The sequence below is a fragment of the Chitinophaga agri genome (assembly GCF_010093065.1).
Taxonomy (GTDB): Bacteria; Bacteroidota; Bacteroidia; order Chitinophagales; family Chitinophagaceae; genus Chitinophaga; species Chitinophaga agri.
Window position 1 is genome coordinate 5732251 of sequence record NZ_CP048113.1, and the last position, 15628, is coordinate 5747878.

At 45.7% G+C, this 15628-nt stretch carries 10 protein-coding genes; 8 read left to right on the top strand and 2 right to left on the bottom strand.

The window, feature by feature from the left end:
- Nucleotides 1-41: 41 nt before the first annotated feature.
- On the bottom strand, nt 42-1601 hold the full coding sequence (locus GWR21_RS22910) for an FMN-binding glutamate synthase family protein (protein WP_162333975.1): 1560 nt from the start codon (nt 1599-1601) through the stop codon (nt 42-44).
- Nucleotides 1602-1640: 39 nt separating this feature from the next.
- Nucleotides 1641-2459 (bottom strand): mechanosensitive ion channel family protein, encoded by an 819-nt coding sequence (locus GWR21_RS22915; RefSeq protein ID WP_162333976.1) that lies wholly within the window; start codon nt 2457-2459, stop codon nt 1641-1643.
- 151 nt (nt 2460-2610) lie between these two features.
- Here GWR21_RS22915 and GWR21_RS22920 point away from each other — a divergent pair, with 151 nt between their 5' ends.
- From GWR21_RS22920 to GWR21_RS22955, 8 genes are all read left to right on the top strand, one after another.
- Nucleotides 2611-5208 carry a family 20 glycosylhydrolase gene (locus GWR21_RS22920; RefSeq protein WP_162333977.1) on the top strand — a complete coding sequence of 866 codons (2598 nt, stop codon included), beginning with the start codon at nt 2611-2613 and terminating at the stop codon, nt 5206-5208.
- Nucleotides 5209-5453: 245 nt separating this feature from the next.
- Nucleotides 5454-5891, top strand: coding sequence for a universal stress protein (locus GWR21_RS22925; RefSeq protein ID WP_162333978.1), 438 nt, complete (start codon nt 5454-5456; stop codon nt 5889-5891).
- A 106-nt stretch (nt 5892-5997) separates the two neighbouring features.
- Nucleotides 5998-8583, top strand: coding sequence for a phosphatidylglycerol lysyltransferase domain-containing protein (locus GWR21_RS22930; RefSeq protein ID WP_162333979.1), 2586 nt, complete (start codon nt 5998-6000; stop codon nt 8581-8583).
- Between the two features lie 11 nt (nt 8584-8594).
- Nucleotides 8595-9299 (top strand): AcvB/VirJ family lysyl-phosphatidylglycerol hydrolase, encoded by a 705-nt coding sequence (locus GWR21_RS22935; RefSeq protein ID WP_162333980.1) that lies wholly within the window; start codon nt 8595-8597, stop codon nt 9297-9299.
- Nucleotides 9300-10094: 795 nt separating this feature from the next.
- The gene (locus tag GWR21_RS22940) at nt 10095-10385 is read left to right on the top strand and encodes a hypothetical protein (protein WP_162333981.1); all 291 of its coding nucleotides are present in this window, start codon (nt 10095-10097) and stop codon (nt 10383-10385) included.
- A gap of 306 nt (nt 10386-10691) precedes the next feature.
- Nucleotides 10692-11027, top strand: coding sequence for a LytTR family transcriptional regulator DNA-binding domain-containing protein (locus tag GWR21_RS22945; protein ID WP_162333982.1), 336 nt, complete (start codon nt 10692-10694; stop codon nt 11025-11027).
- Between the two features lie 633 nt (nt 11028-11660).
- The gene (locus GWR21_RS22950; protein WP_162333983.1) at nt 11661-12257 is read left to right on the top strand and encodes a response regulator transcription factor; all 597 of its coding nucleotides are present in this window, start codon (nt 11661-11663) and stop codon (nt 12255-12257) included.
- Between the two features lie 269 nt (nt 12258-12526).
- Nucleotides 12527-15622 (top strand): SusC/RagA family TonB-linked outer membrane protein, encoded by a 3096-nt coding sequence (locus tag GWR21_RS22955; protein WP_162333984.1) that lies wholly within the window; start codon nt 12527-12529, stop codon nt 15620-15622.
- Nucleotides 15623-15628 lie beyond the last annotated feature (6 nt).

Consider the following 15628-nt stretch of genomic DNA (forward strand, 5'->3'; position numbering starts at 1 on the left):
TAAGGTGAACGGCCCACTATTTTAAGCGATAAAGTGAACAGTTAGTTCCATCTGTCGATACTGATCGTCTCCATTTCTTTCCCGTTCAGCAGTGATCCTGCTTCTACCCCCGGGTAGATATCTTCAAAAGTCTTCACCTGGTTCATAAACACACGGCGGGAAATGTGGCCACGGGTAATATGGTGCGGTGTTTCCAGACCAGCCGCCGCCGCAAGTTCGATGGCACTTTCGATCGTGTCCTGGTGGTAGTTAGCCACACGGTGTTTTTTATCATCTACCACGAGACCAGCCATGAGCCATTTGTCCTGTGTAGCGACACCAGTAGGGCATTTATTGGTATTACAAACCAGCGCCTGAATACAACCCAGGGCCATCATCATAGCGCGGGCACTGTTACAGGCGTCCGCACCCAGAGCGAGTGCGCGGAGCAGGTGGAAACCGGTCAGGATCTTACCGGAAGCGATCACTTTCACTTTGCTGCGGATATTATAACCAGTCAGTGTATCATGTACGAACGCCAGTGCATCCATCAGGGGCATACCTACGGAGTTGGAAAATTCCGGAGGCGCAGCACCTGTACCGCCTTCACCACCATCAACCGTGATAAAGTCAGGATAACAGCCTGTTTCCAGCATTGCTTTACAGATAGCATGGAACTCGCTCTTCTGGCCGATACAGAGTTTGAAGCCAACAGGTTTTCCGCCGCTCAGCTGGCGCATACGGGAGATGAACTGCATCATCTGTCTCGGAGAGCCGAATGCGGTATGGTAAGGCGGGGAAGCAACCGTAGTATGTGGTTGTACGTGACGGATGGCTGCAATCTCAGGTGTGTTTTTAGACGCAGGCAGGATACCACCATGTCCAGGTTTTGCGCCCTGGGAAATCTTCAGTTCGATCATCCTGACCTGAGGAATAGCACATTTTTCGGAGAACAGTTTCTCGTCAAAATTACCCTCAGCCGTACGGCAACCAAAATAGCCGGTACCGATCTGCCAGATGATGTCGCCACCCTGATTCAGGTGATGTTCACTGATACCACCTTCTCCGGTATTGTGTGCAAAATTGCCCAGTTTAGCGCCTCCGTTCAATGCTTCTACCGCATTGGAACTGAGTGAACCATAACTCATGGCGGACACGTTGAGTATACTGGCGGAATATGGTTGTGTACAGTCATGACCACCGATCAGTACACGCGGGTCTTTATTCATGGTGTCAAATGATCTCGGCTGGATAGAATGGGCCATCCATTCGTAACCTTCCGCGTACACATTGAACTGGGTACCAAATGGTTGTGAGTTTAACTCTCTTTTAGCACGCTGATAGATGGTAGAACGGTCAACACGGTTGATCGGGCTGCCATCGATATCACTTTCCACAAAATACTGATAGATCTTCGGACGGATATCTTCCATAAAATAACGCAGACGACCTACGATAGGGTAGTTGCGCATAATAGCATGTCTTGTTTGGATAATATCCACTAACCCGATGATAATCAATGGTGCTACTGGCACCAATAACCACCATGCCCAGGGAAAGAAATATCCCAAACCGGTAATTAAAGCCAGGCTGACCAGCGTAAAAGCAATAAATCCTTTCATATATAAGCTCCCTTTAATTAGGGGCTAAGATAGGAAAAATCAGATCAGCTTACTGTCCTTTAACACAGAGGTGATCTTCATAATGATTTCATTCTTCGTGTTTTCAAAATTGCGGACATCTTCATTGATGATCCAGCTGGAGACGGTCACTTTGAGGTTAGTCCCGTCAATATTGGTGAAATACACAGCTGGCTCACGGTTGGGAGACAGGTTATCCACATCCTTTAATGCCGCTGTAATGAGCCGTTTTATTTCCATTGAGCTCTCGTTGGCAACCGGTACATTAAAAGTGACCTCAGCCCTTCGTTCGGGAGTCAGGGAGTGATTGATGATGGGTTTCTGAAAGATCTCTTTATTTGGGATAATCACGTGGAGTCCGTCCAGTGTGCGGATCATGGTAGAACGTAGTTGTATTTCTTCTACATTTCCGGTGAATCCGTTTGTTTCGATCTGGTGTCCTACTTCGAATGGTCGCCTGAAAGTGATAAAGATACCGGAGATAAAATTGGCCGTCAGGTCCTGAAACGCAAAGCCCAGGGCCAGACCGATGATGCCAGCGCCAGCCAGCAGGGAAGATACTGCCTTCTCGAGTTTGAGTACATCCAGCGCCACAAACAGCCCGATCAGGGTAACGAGCACAGATATCATATTGGCAAACAGTCCGCTGAGTGCCGGTGTATGTGATATTTTCAACACAAATTTATATACCAGCATTTTAACCAGCCTAGCCAGCAGGAAGAAAGCCACCACTACGAGCGCCGCTACAGCCAGGTTAGGCAACATCTTTATTGCAGCTGTCGTCCATCGGTGTAGTTTATCAAATATCAGGTCGTCCCACTGCGTGTAATCGGTATTCATAATGAACCAGTTTTAAATGAGTAGATAAGTATCTCATTGTAATAACTGTGCCATCGGCATAAATTGCTTAAACTGCGGAAAACTTACACGGTATCAGTTTGTTTTAAAAAGGGTATCGCCTTATCTTACAGAGATTAACTTCGTTCAGCTTATGCATTTTCGCGAATTATTATTAGCATCCGGACTGCTCGCAGGAGCAGTAGCACCGGTGCAGGCACAGGCTCCATTTGACGCCTCCAGAATCAAAGTTTCATGGGAAGTAGTGGAGAATAATCACCAGGGTAAAGCACAGTTCTTATCTGCATTTACGTTGGTGAATAATAGTAAAGTTCCTTTTCCTGCCCAGGGATGGCAATTGTATTTCAACTTTGTCAGATCAATTAAACCAGGTCCTGTCAAAGGTGGGGTGACTGCTGCGCATATAAATGGCGATTTGTATAAACTGTCTCCGGTTGCAGCTAGTAAAGGGATCGCTCCGGGAGATTCCCTGCGTATAGAACTGGTAGCAGACGCCTGGGCGGTGAATTTCACAGATGCGCCGGACGGGCTCTATTTTGTATGGGATAAGGAGCCGGCGAAAGGCTACAAGCTCAATCCGCTGGAAGTAAGACCTTCTACGCAACCTAAGCAGTATCTGCGTTTTCCTGGAGATAAGACTGCTTTAACTACTGCTGCGGATGTATTTGAACAGAATAAGGGTATCAAAGACATTCCTGCTGATCAGTTGCCTCCTGTATTCCCCACTCCGCAGGAAGTAATACCCGGTACAGGCACCTATACACTGCAACCAGGTTTGCGTATTAATGCAGCGCCTGCCTTCGAAAAAGAAGCTGCTTACCTGGCAGGCGAACTGAATATTTTATTCGGTACCAAACCTGCTGTGGGAGAGGGTAGTGGCATTGAATTGCAGGAAGATGCCAGTCTGGCGCCAGAAGCATATCAGCTGAAAGTAACAGCTGATGGTATCACTATTAAAGCAGCTACCGGTGCTGGTATTTTCTACGGTATACAAACGCTGAAAAACATTCTGCCGGCTAACGTATGGGCGGTTAAACAGAAGTCTGTACAGGTGCCTGCTTTGCAGGTAAAAGATGCCCCCCGTTATGGTTATCGTGCATTCATGCTGGATGTATCGCGTAACTTCCACAGCAAACAGGATGTGCTGCGCCTGCTGGAAGTGATGTCATTATACAAACTGAACGTCCTGCATTTTCACCTGACAGATGATGAGGGCTGGAGACTGGAGATCCCTTCTTTGCCTGAGCTGACACAGGTAGGAGGTCGTCGTGGACATGGCGTGGATGAAAAAGAATCACTAATGCCCTCCTATGGATCAGGTCCTGATGTAACGGATCCTGCGGGTAGTGGTTATTATACCAAACAGGATTTCCTGGAGATACTGAAATATGCGACAGCGCGCCATATTACTGTGATCCCGGAAATAGAAACTCCGGGTCACGCACGTGCTGCTGTAAAAGCAATGGAAGCACGTTACGCAAAACTCCAGGCACAGGGTAAAGCCGCAGAAGCCACACAATACCTGTTGTCCGACCTGGAAGATAAATCAGAATATCACTCTGTACAGAACTGGAATGATAACGTGATCAACGTGGCATTGCCATCAGTATATACTTTCCTCGATAAGGTGGTGGAAGAGCTGCAGGCTTACTATAAAGAAGCCGGAGCGCCACTGGAATATGTACATATGGGAGGTGACGAAGTGCCGGCAGGCGTATGGCAGAAATCTCCTGTTGTGCAGGCATTGATGGCGAAAGATAGATCTATTAGGAATACCGATGACCTTTGGTATTACTACTACGGTAAAGTATACGACCTGCTGAAGGCGCGTGGTCTGAAACAATATGGCTGGGAAGAAATGGGCATGCGTAAAACTACGATTGATGGTAAGCCGCATAACATTGCCAATCCGCAGTTCAGCAATAACGGTTTCATGGTGGACGTGTGGAATAACGTGATGGGAGGTGGTGCAGAGGATCTGGCTTACAGACTTGCCAACGCTAACTACAAAGTGGTGTTATCTGGTGTAAGCAATATGTATTTCGATATGGCTTACATGAAGAGTTTTGAAGAACCAGGATTCTACTGGGGTGGATTTGTGGATATAGACAAACCGTTCTATTTCATACCGGAAGATTACTACAAGAACGCTAAGGTAGATGCATTGGGCAATCCGCTGAATCCGTCGGTATTCCAGGGTAAGGATAAACTGACGGCTTATGGCGCGGAGAACATCGTGGGTATACAGGGTTTATTGTGGAGTGAAACTGTGAAAAACGCGGAACGGATGGAATACATGATCCTGCCTAAAATGTTAGGTCTGGCGGAGCGTGCGTGGGCTAAAAATCCTGAGTGGGCAACAGAAAAAGATAGTGCCCGCAGTGAACAGTTGTATGGTCAGGCATGGAACACATTTGTAAACGTGGTAGGTAAAAAGGAGCTGGTAAGGCTGGATCATTACAACGGTGGATATAACTACCGGATACCTACACCGGGACTGAAAGTAGTAAACGGTGCAGTAACGGCGAACATTCAGCTGCCAGGTTTTGTGATCCGTTATACAACTGATGGAAAAGAACCTAATGCGAAAAGCAAGGTGTATACCGGCCCTGTAACAGATAAAGGAACACTGCGTTTTAAAGCATTTGATACACGTGGCAGAGGAAGCAGAACCGCCACAGCGGTAAATCCACTGAGAGCGCAAACGTTATCAAATGGGAAAATTAATTAGGAATTAGGAGTTAATCACTTTCTAAAGAGATCTTATTCTGAAATAGTAATGTACAAGGGCGTCTTCAATGATGAAGCGCCCTTGTACGTTATAGCAAGTTTAGTAGAGAAGAAATTCCTAATTTCTATTTCCCGATTCCGGATTATTATGTTTTTTCTTCATATTTTAACTTAAATTTGCCTTAAAAGGGAGCTCTCCCGCCTGGACCTACTACCACAACATAGCCACTTTAAAATCAGAAGTATATGTCAAAGATCATGATAGCTGTTGATCTAAGCAGCTATTCTGCCAGCGTAGTAGCTGCAGGTGTAGAACTGGCCAGAAGTACAAAAGCTCCGGTAGTATTATTGTCTATCCTCGACAAAACAACAGCATTGCTGCCGCTGGCAGAAGCAGGTACAAGTCCTGGAGAACTAGCCTCGCACATTCAGGAAGTAGCCGCCAGTCTGGAGGTATACAAAACAACTTATCCCGATGTAGATATGACGATCAATGCCATACTGGGTACCCCAAATCAGGATATCCTGGAGCAGGTGGAAGAGCAGGAAATCACTACACTGGTGATGGGCACACATGGTCGTACCGGGCTGGATCATCTGCTGATTGGCAGCACGGCCGAGGCTGTAATCAGGCATTCTCCGGTACCTGTGCTGGTCGTTCCGTACAAGCGTTCAAAGCATTAAAATCTCATTAAAGTAGCGGTCCCGCTGGTTTCGCCTTTCAACTTACCCGTAGTTTTGCTTGTTAATGTTACTGAAGCATTTTCAAATAAACTATAACCGGTAATGTATGGCGTTGAAAGATAGACTGAACCTCGGACAAATACTTAGGAAGCTGCATTGGAAAGAATTACTGGCGGTATTATTCATACTGCTGGCTGTCTATTTTTTCCGGCAGCAAAGGCATGAATTATATTCTCTCGGACCTGCTATAGAACGGGCTGACCGCCTGTGGGTAATTATTGGCGTTCTGCTGACAGGAGGCTATATTCTGATGCAGGCATTGATGTACAGATATAGCTTCCGGTCGGTAGGCGGAAAGCTGGACCTGAATCGTGGTACGGAACTGTTCCTGAAAAGGAACCTGTTAAGCATCTTTCTGCCAGCGGGAGGAGTGAGTTCTCTGGCGTATCTGCCCCAGAGCCTGCGCCGTACAAATATCAATAAACAGCAGGTACATCAGGCATCAGGTATTTATGGTTTTACCGGCATCTTTTCAGTTTTCCTGGTAGGTATACCAGTGGTAGGATATGCGATACTGCATGATGAATCGATGGCGGAAGCCGTCAGTGGGCTGATTGTGATATGTGGCGTACTGGGAGGCGTGGTATGGATCGTACGTTCCATGCAGCAGAGAGGAACGGCTTATCATCTGCTGGCGAAGTATTTTCCAGGAGCAGTAAGGCATGTGGATGATATTTTTGCCTTTAACCTCGATAAAACATCTTTCATTAATACAATACTGGTGTCAGCCGGTATCGAGGTGGTAGGTATTGCTCACCTGTATATCAGTATGCTGGCGACTGGATCTACGCCATCCCTGGAGGCAGCCTGTGTCGGATACATTGTAGCGACCATCTTTCTCATCGTATCACCTTTCTTACGTGGTTTAGGGGCTATAGAATTGTCTCTTGCATATCTGTTGACCAATTATGGCTTTTCATCTCTGCAAGCCCTGGAAATAACCTTATTATACCGTTTGTTTGAATTCTGGCTACCATTAGTGGCGGGCGTGTTCTCTTTTATCCTGAAGGGACGTCAGTTGTTATTAAGATTATTACCACCAGTGCTCATCTTTCTGTTGGGTATGGTGAACATATTTTCTGTGCTGACACCACCGATGGGAGGACGTCTGAGGTTGCTGCGTGCGTATATTCCGGTAGAAAGTATTCATGCATCTAATCTGCTGGTCGTTTTCCTTGGACTGGTGTTACTGGTGACAGCTACATTTCTGTTCCGCGGACTGCGTAGTGCGTGGATAGTAGCGTTGTCAGTATCCCTGTTGTCGGTGGTCGGGCATATCAGTAAAGCGCTGGATTATGAAGAAGCGGCCCTGGCGATGGGTACGGTGATCACATTGATCATTACAGCCAGCCAGTACCGGGTAAAAAGTAACCGGCAGCTGGTGAATATAGGTGTTGTTACGGCGGTGGCAACATTGGTCGTAGTGCTGTTTTTTGGAACAATTGGTTTTTACTTCCTGAATGCCCGGCATTTCGGTATGGAGTTTACCTGGTTGGGGTCTCTGAAGGCATCTTTCCATGGGTTCCTCTTACTGGAAGATGATGGTTTGCATCCGGTGACACGTTTCGGAAGAGAGTTCCTGAGTGCGATCAGGGTATTAGGTGTGGGCGCCTGGGCATTCCTTTTTTATACGATCATCCGTCCGTATCTGCCGGTAGGTAAGCATAGTAATGCGGCAATGGAAAAGGCGCATTATTATCTGAGTCAGTATGGCAGTTCTGCAATGGACCATTTCAAGGTTGGTGATGATAAGTTGTTGTATGTATCAGAGCAGTATCAGGGATTTGTTGCGTATAGAGTAGCCAGCAGTTTTGCGATCGTACTCGAAGAGCCGGTATGTGCAGATGATGTAAAACTACCGCTATTGCAGGAGTTTGAAAAGCAATGCCGTACAATGGGATTGCGACCAGCATTCTACCGGGTGGATGAACAGAGTATGTATTACTTTGAACACCTGCGTAAAAAGCGTTTACTGATAGGGCAGGAAGGGATTGTAGATGTGACAGCGTTCACATTGAGTGGCAAGGATAAGAAGTCATTGCGTAATGGATTGAACAGTCTTGCCGCTAAAGGATATACGACAACTATACATACTGCACCACTGTCTCCTGCATTGGTACAGGAATTGAAGGAAATATCTGATGAGTGGCTGGAACAGTATGAGGTGAAGGAGATGACTTTTTCCCAGGGATTGTTTGATGCGGCAGATATCCGTGAGCATGATGTAATCACAGTTACAGATGCGGAGGGTAAGATCGCAGCATTCCTGAATATGATACCTGACTATGCGCCTGGAGAATGTACCTATGATCTGATTCGTAAGCGTACCGCGGCGCCAGGAGGTTGTATGGATGCACTGATCATAGCATTGATCCAGGATGCAAAAGAGAAAGGGCTACAGTACCTGAATCTTGGACTGGTACCGATGTCAGGAATAGAACAGCCACAGAATACAGCCGAGCAGGTAGTGAAGTTTGCGTATGAAAAAATAAAGGCTTTCCGCCATTATCATGGATTGCGTGAGTTCAAGGAGAAGTATGCAACAGAATGGTCAAACAAATATCTTGTATACGAACATGATTTTGATCTCATTCAGTTGCCGGGCGCATTGAGTAAGGTGATGAGGGCATAAATCTGAAATATATGACTGCAAGAAAATACATACTGTTGCTGCTGACAATGTTTATCACAGCAACAGTAGTAAACGCACAACAGCGGGATCTCAGCAAACTGCCGGTGACAGTCAAGGTACCGGCAGCAGGAGCTACGGCACTGCCTGTGGTATTTTATATCACGGGGGATGGCGGCATGAAGAAGTTTTCGGTGGATATGGTGAATACGCTGGCAGGTAAGGGGTATCCGGTTATCGGACTGAATGCATTGAAGTACTTCTGGAGTAAAAAGACGCCGTCACAGGCAGCAGGAGATGTGGCAGCATTGATGGAGTACTATGGGGCGCAATGGAAGAACCGTTCTTTTATATTAATTGGTTATTCTATGGGAGCGGACGTGCTACCCTTTATTTATAACAATCTGCCGTTGGGGTTACAGGCGCAGGTGCAGCATCTGGTGTTTATGTCACCATCATCAAGTACAGATATGGTGGTGCATTTATCGGATATGCTGGGTAAGACATCTACACCAGGTAGTATGAGTGTGCCTGCGGCAATGAATACGATTACTAATAAGCCATTATTGCTGATATCAGGAAAGGACGAAAAGGACTTTGATTACAAATGGCTGACTATTAATAATTACCGGCAGCTGGTATTGCCAGGGGGGCATCATTACAATGATGATGCTGTTGGGGTGGTACGACAGATCCTTTCACACTTGCTTCAACGTTAAGCCTGCATTTCGCTTAACAAGACGTTAACGACCTTCTTTTTTTTCTGCTAAAACGTTCTACCATACACTAAATGTAACCCTCTCATACACATGAGCTTATATAGAGTGTTGGGGATAATTTTCTTCCGTTAACATATTATTAACTAAATTCTGCGGCGTGTATTGTAGTATTACAATGTAGTGATGCAGCAGAGAAAGTTATAGGATATACCACTATTTGTCAGCCATGGATTTAGCCCTCAGGTCTCTACCTGGGAGTTTTGATCATCGGTTGAAGGTTACAGCTAAAACAGATAAATATATTGCACCAAAGATATTACCCGGCTGTAGAGTTGTGTAGTGAAAGCCGTGGTGAATAAGACTTTTAATGGTTGGTTTTTGATGAATACTCCCCAGGTTTCAACCGGGGGAGTTTATTCTTGCTGTAGAAATGACAGCAGCAAAAACCCGTCAGCCTGCAACAAAATAGCAGTAGTTTTTTTTAGCTTGCAGGAAGGCTATCCTTTTGTGAGTTGAGCATTGATCACATACCCTCAAAATAAAATGTTTATGAAAATTACACTTATGATTACCGGGAATGGTAAGCCCTGTTTGTCTGATCCGGATCGAATGACGCCTTATGAAGTTGCCTTTGCGAATATCACATTATCATCATAGCATTCCGTTAATTGATACAAAAGACACATACACTATGGCTACTCACAACATTTGTCCGGAGACAGCCGACGCGGAAAAGGTTCAGCGCACTACTTGTTATTATTTATTCTTTTCATTGTAAACCCCCACTATGCCAGCATGCCTAAACGTTATTTTGAAAGACTGCAGACCATTGACTACCTGATAAGGATCAAAGGTACCGGGAAACCCGCCCATCTTGCTAAAAGATTGCGTATTTCCGAAAGAACATTATTTGAGTTCCTGAAAATGATGAAAGAGTTAGGGGCGCCAATAGCTTATGATCGCTATAAGGAGAGCTACTATTACTCGGAAAAAGGAGGATTTAATATCCGGTTTGTGAAAAACCTGACACTTGCCATGGTGCTACTCCATGGAATGTTTACCGATATACCCCTGCTTTTACCATAACTTGTTTTCCACCTGCTCTCATTGCATTTGCAGGGGATTTCCCTTGCCTGTACGGATTTGCTGCGGAGTCTGATACTCCGCAGTTAACTCCGTATTAACCTTTCTGTTAACAAAGGATTAACTCCTCCTGTTCGAATCCTCATTACCTTTCCTTCCTATATCTAAAAGAAATTTTACAAACATACTTTTCTCATAAGACGGTTTAGATTTCATAAGCTTCTGTACGCAGGTTTCTATTCAGTTACCTGCTAGTTTTAAAACTGTGTGCTATAAAAAACTTTAAATCAGTACTAATCCCTTGTCGAAATGAAACATCATTCTGCTTTTTATGTCCTCTCAAAAGGTCAACGCGTTCGGATCCCCATACAGGAATTACAGTTTGTGGAAGTACGCACAGATGGTTGTGTATTACACCTGACACACCTGCATGTTTTTACGGAAGAGACACCCGAAAATATATGGTCCCGCTTACCCGAAGACCGGTTTCTTGCAGTAAGAAGAAAGTTCATGATCAACCTGCATTATATAGCTGGTATCTGTGATCATTATATACACATGAACTCTGGCCTGATCCCCCAGCGGGACAGGCAGACAGGGAGTATCAGCGCACACTGGCTCCAGCCCGCAGGAGTGGCACTTTGATCTGTCATGAACGCTGGATAGGGAAATGTGCATTGCTCAATTGCAATGCACTGCACATAAAAAAGCCCTTACCTTTTTCTCTGGTAAGGGCTATGAACATTCACATGTCAACCATTGCGGATTCAGAATGGCAAGAATACTATCCCCGCAACAAAATAAAATGTTTTGATAATCAGCACTAAATGGGGCTGTTGATATCAAAACTAGATATTAAAATCCGAATCCGTGGTTAACCGATTGTTAAGGCGGCATTCACTTTATTTTCAGATTTCGGCGGCTACAGCTGGTGAAAAGAGGAGAGTGTAGGACAACCTCACATTGTCAGAATTTACCCTTAAATTGTAGGTATAAAAATTCCTCGTTACACCTATGTCAAGCTCTTCCTCTATGGAGTATCCGCTTGTCCAGTTTGATATTCTTAATATTGTATAATTTGTTTATTAGTATTTATTGAAAAATCATATACTTATCCGATTGACAACTGGCGGTATTTGTATCAAATTTGTTTCTGTATGTGAAACCAGTAAATCCAGCCAGTTTAACATCAATTGCCATACTTAATAGACGAATCACCAGAACTTGCAGTCACAGGAAAAAAGGTTTCACTACATATTCAAACCCAAAAAAAACATTATGAAAAATGTGAGGCCTGATAACACAGGGCAGATAGGAGAAGAGGACGCTTTAGAGAAAGAAGGCCAGGGAGAAGCCAACCAACTTATTCAGCAGCTGGCGAAAGATATCAGCAATATAATATTCATGGATATGGATATTCCTGGATTGACGCCTAATGAAGCTGCCAACATACTGAAAGCCGCTTATCCGGAAATGAATATCATCTTGTGTTCTGTACAAGGCAAGAACTTTTCAATCGCTAATGTCCCTCCACAACAGGTGGCAACCAATACTCCTGCCTCCCTTACCAGTGTCTTTTCCCAGGTGTATGAAGCTGCTATGCAGTCCAATATGCTGGCCGTACAGAAGGTGCTTGCTTTCTTTAACCGTAAAACTGCCGGTATCCAGGAACATCGCTACGGGTTGTCTCCCCGTGAGCTACAGGTACTCGATTGTCTTGTGCATGGAGATACCTATAAAAAAATTGCTGAGCATTGCCATATCAGTGTGGGTACGGTACGTTCCCATATTATGAATATCTATCGTAAGCTGGACGTTAATTCCCGTTCCGGTGCTATTGTAAAAGCCATGCAGGAACGTCTGGTAGGTAGTTGAGCCCGTTCCAATCCTCTCTTAACTTTTAGTCCCCAGGTTTTGTTATATAAGCGGAACATGCTATTTTAGATAAGATCTATTGTCTTATACAGCTGCTTTATCACCACTCATTATTTAGATGTTGCATTAACCCGCAGTACCCTGAACATCTGTACAGCGGTTGTTTGTCCGTTTGCCCATACCATCTTTGTATTTATTCATCAGCGAACTAAACTATTGGAACAGTCAGCATTGAAAGATTCTTCACACCCAAGCAAAAAATCATCGTTATGAGAATTAATGTTACAAAAGCAGCAGGGGTATTGCTGTTGTTGTCACTGTCCGCGGTACTGACCGCCTCGGCGCAACAATCGTCTGCCCCCGCAGGAAGTGCTGCATCCGGCAGCATGTCCGAACAGGAGGGCCCTATTAAGGGGACCGTAAAGGATAAGAACGGCGTAGGCCTCATTGGCGTAACCATCCGTGTAAAAGGCACGTCTTCAGGCACTACTTCCGGTCCCGATGGCTCTTTCACCCTCAATCTTCCCGCAGGGAAAGACACGCTTGTATTTTCTTATCTCGGTTATATCTCACAGGAAGTGAAAGCAGGTCCTGCCCCCGTTAATGTGATACTGCAATCTTCCGAAAGTCAGCTGGAACAGGTTGTTGTGATCGGTTATGGCACCCAGCGTAAGAAGGACCTGACAGGGTCGATTTCTTCAGTGAAAGGGGAAGACCTGCTGACCCAACCCGTACAGACACCAACACAGGCTGCACAGGGCCGCATTGCCGGAGTACAGGTGATCTCTTCCGGACAGCCCAACTCTCAGCCCCAGATCAGGGTACGTGGTACGGGTTCCGTACTGGCAGGAGCCAATCCATTGTATGTCGTGGATGGGGTGCTCACTGATGACATCCGTAATATCGCAACAGCAGACATCCTTACCATGGATGTGCTGAAAGATGCTTCTGCTGCTATCTATGGTGTGCGCGCTGCCAATGGCGTGATCATTATCACTACTCGTAAAGGTAAATCCGGCGCACCACAGGTAAGATATGATGCGAACGCCGGCTTCAGAGAGGCTTCCAATCTGGTGAAAATGGCCAGCCGTGACCAGTATATTGCTTATCTGGCAGATGCTGCTCCCGGTAAAGACCCACTTAACAATCCATATGTTTACAACGGCACGACCAACTGGTACGACGATGTACTCAGAAAGGCATTCCAGATGAACCATAACGTGTCGGTATCCGGCGGTTCTGATAAAAGTACCTACTACCTGAGTGCCGGTTATATCGAAGAAGATGGTATTGTACAGACCAATAATTTTAAGCGTTTTACATTCAGGGCAAATAATGACGTCAGCATTACTGATCAGCTGCGCTTCTCCTCCATGATCTCTTATTCCCGCGCTACTTCCCGCGACGTGGAACTGGGGGATACCTATCGCAACGTGTACCGTGCCGCCCCTATTATCCGGTCTTCTGAAAACGGTAAATATGGTAACACTTCCGGATGGGCAAACGTGGGGAATCCATTGCTGGCTATCAACAAGCGCAATGACGGTCGCCAGGAAAGCCGTCTGCAGGGAAATGTAGCCCTGGAATATTCTCCGGTATCTTCCCTGAAGTTACGCTCCGGCTTTAATGCCGACCTGAAATTCGGGAACGACCGCATTTATGCCTATAAATTCCTGAATGATGGTGCGACCTTCCTGGTAGCCGGGGGTAATCAGCAGAACCAGAACAGCCGCCTGACCCGTGAGGAATATCGTTCACAGGGCTGGATCTGGGATAATACTATCACGTTTGATAAGACCTTTGATAAGCATTCCCTTACCTTACTGGCGGGTTCAGTAACAGAAGGTTTTTACAGTACTTCACTGAAAGGTGTACGTATCAATGTACCTGAAGCGGAAGACCTGTGGTATCTTGACCTGGGCGATCCCAATGTACAGTCAACCATTGCCAATGTAGGTGATAAATATGCCCGTCAGTCATTTGTAGGCCGCGTGAACTATGGATATGACGGTCGGTACTTACTGAGTGCTTCCATTCGTGCTGACGGTAGTTCAAAATTCAGTGAGCGCTGGGGGTATTTCCCTACAGTAGGCCTGGGATGGGTGCTCTCTGAAGAGAACTTCCTGAGAGGAAAAGGTGTCTTCGATTTCCTGAAATTGCGCGGTAGCTGGGGTAAACTAGGGAACGACAATATCCCTACCAATGCTTACATCGCTGTCACAAGTGTCGATGCACCTTATGTATTTGACGGCAATGTGAATCTCGGAGGGGCACTCAAAGAGATCAAGGACCCTTTCCTGAAGTGGGAGTCTACTACTCAGTATGACATCGGATTTGAATTTGCACTCCTGAACAACAGGTTGAGTGGTGAGGTGGATTATTACAGTAAGAAAACCTCCGATGCCCTGGTAATAGTGAATACGCCGGCCATCCTGGGTGATCAGGATAATTCCTATATCACAAATGCGGCATCTTTCAAAAACCAGGGCTGGGAAATATCCCTTAACTGGAAAGATAATATCACTGACGACCTGACTTACACCGTAGGAGGTAATATTACTTTTAACACCAATGAACTGACGGGGCTGAATGGCGGACAGGCATTACTTGGTGGTAATGTTGGTCAGCAGAGTTTCGTAACCCGCACAGACAATGGACATGCGGTGGGTAGCTTCTATGTACGAAATGCGCTGGGTGTGTTCCAGAACCAGGAGGAAATAGATAACTATCGGGATGGAACTGGTAAAGTGATACAGCCAGGAGCGGCTCCGGGCGATCTGAAGTACCAGGACGTAGATGGCGACGGAGATATTGATGATAATGACAAGATCTATGCAGGCTCCTTCCAGCCCAAATGTTTCTTTGGATTTAACCTTGGATTGAACTATAAAGGCTTTGATTTCAGCGCCAATTTCTATGGTAATGCGGGTAATAAGATCTACAATGGTAAGAAGGCTTTCCGTTTTGACCCCGCGGATAACATTGAGGCTGATTATGCAGCTAACCGCTGGACAAGTACGCGTCCTTCCACTACCGATCCCCGGTTGATCACTGCAGGTACACCTGCTTCTACCTATTTCATAGAGTCCGGAACTTATCTGCGTCTCAATAACCTGATGCTGGGATATACATTTTCCTCCAAAACCATGAAACTGATAGGCATCAACAGCTTCCGCATCTATGCTACATCACAGAACCTGTTTACACTGAAGAAGTTCAGTGGCTTCAGTCCTGAGCTGCCAGGCGGTACGATCGATGACGCCAATGCCACCAACAATAAGAGTGGTATCCTGGATGCGGGTATTGAGCTGAATGCATATCCTACTACCCGTACGTTTGCACTGGGTGTTAATGTCTCATTTTAAAACGGA

Excerpts from the sequence above, each read along its gene's own strand:
- GWR21_RS22915 (WP_162333976.1), bottom strand. The coding sequence starts at position 2,459 with ATGAATACCGATTACACGCAGTGGGACGACCTGATATTTGATAAACTA.
- GWR21_RS22940 (WP_162333981.1), top strand. The coding sequence starts at position 10,095 with ATGCCTAAACGTTATTTTGAAAGACTGCAGACCATTGACTACCTGATA.
- GWR21_RS22925 (WP_162333978.1), top strand. The coding sequence starts at position 5,454 with ATGTCAAAGATCATGATAGCTGTTGATCTAAGCAGCTATTCTGCCAGC.
- GWR21_RS22955 (WP_162333984.1), top strand. The coding sequence starts at position 12,527 with ATGAGAATTAATGTTACAAAAGCAGCAGGGGTATTGCTGTTGTTGTCA.
- GWR21_RS22920 (WP_162333977.1), top strand. The coding sequence starts at position 2,611 with ATGCATTTTCGCGAATTATTATTAGCATCCGGACTGCTCGCAGGAGCA.
- GWR21_RS22935 (WP_162333980.1), top strand. The coding sequence starts at position 8,595 with ATGACTGCAAGAAAATACATACTGTTGCTGCTGACAATGTTTATCACA.
- GWR21_RS22930 (WP_162333979.1), top strand. The coding sequence starts at position 5,998 with ATGGCGTTGAAAGATAGACTGAACCTCGGACAAATACTTAGGAAGCTG.
- GWR21_RS22910 (WP_162333975.1), bottom strand. The coding sequence starts at position 1,601 with ATGAAAGGATTTATTGCTTTTACGCTGGTCAGCCTGGCTTTAATTACC.
- GWR21_RS22950 (WP_162333983.1), top strand. The coding sequence starts at position 11,661 with ATGAAAAATGTGAGGCCTGATAACACAGGGCAGATAGGAGAAGAGGAC.
- GWR21_RS22945 (WP_162333982.1), top strand. The coding sequence starts at position 10,692 with ATGAAACATCATTCTGCTTTTTATGTCCTCTCAAAAGGTCAACGCGTT.